Below are 3,705 nucleotides of genomic sequence, written 5' to 3'. Positions count from 1 at the left end.
TACTTTTGTTGCCTCTGTGGAAAAAATCCTGAAAGAATTTGGAGAAAACTATGTAATTAATTTTGTCTAGCTACTTACAGAAGTTCAAAGAGCAGCGACAATTGTAGCCGATCGCCTTTGCGGTGCTATTTCTGACCCGATCGTTCGCAACGCTCAAGAACGAAGGCAGCTTGCTACGATTAGGCAATGGCTGGAACAGCGCGGTTATTCCTACGTTAGAGGAGGAGCAGGATTAAGTTTTGAGAGAATGCAACCGGGGACTTTCTCGTTTCGGTTCAATATCCCGGTACTTTTACAGTCCGGTACCAAACAAATTAATATCCCTATTGATGTTGCGCTCGTACCAATTAATTCTAGTCCCGGTGAATTCCCGTTACTGATTGAAGCGAAATCTGCTGGTGATTATACCAATCCCAATAAGCGACGCAAGGAAGAAGCTATTAAAATGACTCAATTGAGGAGTAACTACGGCAATAACGTGCGTTTTATTTTGTTTCTTTGCGGTTACTTTGACAGTGGCTATTTGGGTTACGAAGCTGCTGAAGGAATTGACTGGGTTTGGGAACATCGGATTGATGATTTAGCGCTATTTGAAATATGAATGTAACTGCAACAATTGAATTGACACGAATGTTGCGGCAATCGCAACTGGATGGAGCTAGAACTCAAGCTCAGCGAAATAAGCTAGGTCAGTTTGCTACACCTCCAACACTGGCAGCAGATATTCTCAAATATGCTTCAATGCTGTTGCCGTCAGACATTAAAATTCGTTTTCTCGACCCAGCTTTTGGCACAGGTTCTTTTTATTCGGCATTATTGCAGCAATTTGGGCGATCGCAGATTGTTAAAGCAGTCGGCTATGAAATTGACCCCCATTACGGGAACGAAGCAATTAAGCTTTGGAGTGACACTTCGCTACATCTAAATATCGCTGATTTTACCCAGGCAACACCCCCTGACTCTGACGAGGCAAAAGCTAACTTAGTCATTTGCAATCCCCCCTATGTGCGGCACCATCATTTAAACCGAATTGAAAAGCTGCGGCTGCAACAGCTAGCACAGCAAATAGCGGGAGTCAAACTCAGTCAGTTGGCTAGTCTTTACTGCCATTTTTTGTGCATTGCGGATGCGAGTATGGCTGTTGGTGGCTTGGCGGGGTGGCTGATTCCCAGTGGATTTATGGATGTGAATTACGGACGGCAAATTAAAGATTACTTGCTAAATCACGTTACCCTACTGCGAATTCACTGTTTCGATGCTGCTGACGCGCAGTTTGAAGATGCGCTCTGTACATCAGCAGTGGTTTGGTTTAAGAAAGCTTTGCCACCTGCTAATCATGCTGTTGAGTTTACCTATGGAGGGAGTCTGACAGCATCTAAAATGTCGCTGATAATGTCGGTGGAGTCGCTACGCAGTGCAGCTAAGTGGACTAAGTTTGGGCTGATGTCTGGTAGTGTGAATTCTCAAGAACAGCCGTTGAAACTTAAGGATTTATTCACTATCAAACGAGGGCTGGCGACGGGAGCGAACAATTTTTTTGTGTTGACACCAGAGCAAGTTTCTGATTACAAATTGCCTCTTGAATTTCTCAAGCCAGTTTTGCCTAGTCCCCGGCTGTTATTAGTTGATGAGATTGAGGGCGATCGTTTGGGAAATCCGATTATCGATCGCCAGCTTTTTCTGCTATCGTGCGATTTGCCCCCTTTGGAGGTGAAAGCTAAGTATCCGTCGCTTTGGGAATATTTGCAGGTGGGGGTGAGGGAGGGAATTTGCGATCGCTATCTATGCAAGCATCGCTCTCCCTGGTATTCTCAGGAAAAGCGTCCTCCTTCCCCGTTCCTTTGTACCTACATGGGTCGTCAGCATACTGGTAGGGGCAGACCTTTTCGATTTATCCTGAATCACTCAATGGCGACGGCTACCAATGTATATTTGATGTTGTATCCTAAACCTGCTCTTGCTAAAGCACTTTCAGGTAAGCCAGAATTGCTTAAAGAAGTGCGGCAGGCGCTCAATCGCATTTCTGATGAAGCGCTGATGGGTGAGGGGCGCGTGTATGGGGGTGGATTGCATAAGTTGGAACCGAGGGAATTGGGCAATGCTCTAGCTGAAAGGATTCTTGAGGTTTTACCCAAAAGAAGCGTACCTGAGCTATAAGTAAGAACTGAGCACGATCGCTATCTGATGTTTTATGTCGGGTGGCGTGGAGAAAAACGAGTGTTTGGATGTGTTATTAACATTGAAATGAGGATAATTGAGTTATCAAATTGAATACACTGACGCTGCTATTGACCATCTAAAAATTCTAACAACTCGGCAGCAACGAACTGTATTAGATACTGTAGACGAACAACTAAAATATGAACCCCTAGTTGAGACAAGAAATCGCAAACCGATGGAACCTAACAGTTTAGCAACCTGGGAATTGCGGATTGGAAATTTACGGGTGTACTACGATGTAGAAGAAAACACAGTTTCTGTAGTCTATATTCAAGCAGTTGGAGTCAAGAACCGCAACCGAGTTCGGATTGGTCAGGAGGAAATTGAACTATGAAATCAGTAGAACTTGCACAAGCAACTGAATCGCTGGGTAAATATATTCAAGTTTTGGGAAAAGAGCCGTTGCTTGTTACCATCAAGGGAACTCCTGTAGCTGTCCTAACACCAATCGCGGACTTAGAAAGTTTACCCCTAGCAACAAATCCAGATTCGCTAATATTAATCAAAAAATCTTTGCAGCGACAACCGTCAGATTGTGCAGCATCATTAGCCGATTATGTCCGCAGTTTGGGATCAGAACCTGCGATCGCAGCATTTGAAGGTAAACCTGTAGCTCTTTTGGTAGCTATAGCTGATATTGAAAGGGTTTCTTTAAGTAGCAATCCTCAGTTTTTAAACATTATTGATCGCTCTAGACAACAGCAAAAAGCAGGTAAAGTTGTGAGTAGTGAGGAGGTGCGAAAGAAGTTAGGGTTAGGGTGAATAGGGAGGTGCGATCGCTCTAATTTTAGCAGTGAAAAGTCTAAGCTCGCGCTCGATTTACGTGATAGGGAATAATATGGAGAATAACTCGCCAAAAGATTATGTAGTATTTTTGCAATTGCTGTTGCAGACAGAATATGAGAATTGGAATGGAGATTCGCGGCACATTTATGCAGTATTGCAAGCAAATCTAGATAAGCTAAATCTTAATTTCATTCCAATTATTCAAGAAGCGATGGCTAAAATTATGGGGGGAATAGATGACCCAGAGCAAGCTGAAGGAATTGCTGCTTATATTGAAAATATTGCTATTAAGATTTACCAATTTCCTGGAGGCAGAAGAGCTGATAATATAGAAATTGCCATCGCTGCCTATAAAATTGCACTTTCCGCTCTTACATTTGAGACTAACCCAAAAAAATGGGCGCAGACGCAAAATAATCTGGCAATTGCCTACTCTAACAGAATCAGGGGTGAGAGGCCTGATAATGTAGAGATGGCGATCGCATTTTACACCGCTGCACTCAAAGTCTACACCCGTGAAGCTTTTCCCGAACAATGGGCGGCGATTCAAAACAATCTTGGTTCTACTTACCTTGAACATCTGAGGGGAGATAGGGGAAAAAACTTGGAAGCAGCTATCCGTTATTGGGAGCATGTCACTTTTGCGATGAGTATAAATACTCGTCAACTCCAGCATGACTTTTTTACGGATCATCAGTA

General features: G+C 43.4%; 3 protein-coding genes and 3 pseudogenes. All 6 read left to right on the top strand.

What is annotated here, in order from left to right; translation table 11 throughout:
- Window positions 1-91: 91 nt before the first annotated feature.
- Window positions 92-601 (top strand): annotated as a pseudogene (locus QUB37_RS29255) (XamI family restriction endonuclease); the annotation flags it as partial.
- Entirely contained in the window at window positions 598-2,157 is a 1,560-nt protein-coding gene (locus tag QUB37_RS29250) for an Eco57I restriction-modification methylase domain-containing protein (RefSeq protein ID WP_333168707.1), read from the top strand. The pseudogene QUB37_RS29255 and the gene QUB37_RS29250, both read left to right, overlap by 4 nt.
- 18 nt (window positions 2,158-2,175) lie before the next feature.
- Window positions 2,176-2,271 (top strand): annotated as a pseudogene (locus tag QUB37_RS29245) (hypothetical protein); the annotation flags it as partial.
- On the top strand, window positions 2,255-2,554 hold the full coding sequence (locus QUB37_RS29240) for a type II toxin-antitoxin system RelE family toxin (protein WP_333168705.1): 300 nt from the start codon (window positions 2,255-2,257) through the stop codon (window positions 2,552-2,554). The pseudogene QUB37_RS29245 and the gene QUB37_RS29240, both read left to right, overlap by 17 nt.
- Window positions 2,551-2,982, top strand: coding sequence for a type II toxin-antitoxin system prevent-host-death family antitoxin (locus tag QUB37_RS29235; RefSeq protein WP_333168703.1), 432 nt, complete (start codon window positions 2,551-2,553; stop codon window positions 2,980-2,982). Before QUB37_RS29240 ends, QUB37_RS29235 begins: the two co-directional genes overlap by 4 nt.
- A 76-nt stretch (window positions 2,983-3,058) precedes the next feature.
- Window positions 3,059-3,705, top strand: a pseudogene (locus tag QUB37_RS29230) (CHAT domain-containing protein); the annotation flags it as partial.

This window comes from Microcoleus sp. AT3-A2 (assembly GCF_036705685.1).
GTDB lineage: Bacteria > Cyanobacteriota > Cyanobacteriia > Cyanobacteriales > Microcoleaceae > Microcoleus.
This window is presented reverse-complemented; position numbering and strand designations above follow the sequence as displayed.

Excerpts from the sequence above, each read along its gene's own strand:
- QUB37_RS29250 (WP_333168707.1), top strand. The coding sequence starts at position 598 with ATGAATGTAACTGCAACAATTGAATTGACACGAATGTTGCGGCAATCG.
- QUB37_RS29235 (WP_333168703.1), top strand. The coding sequence starts at position 2,551 with ATGAAATCAGTAGAACTTGCACAAGCAACTGAATCGCTGGGTAAATAT.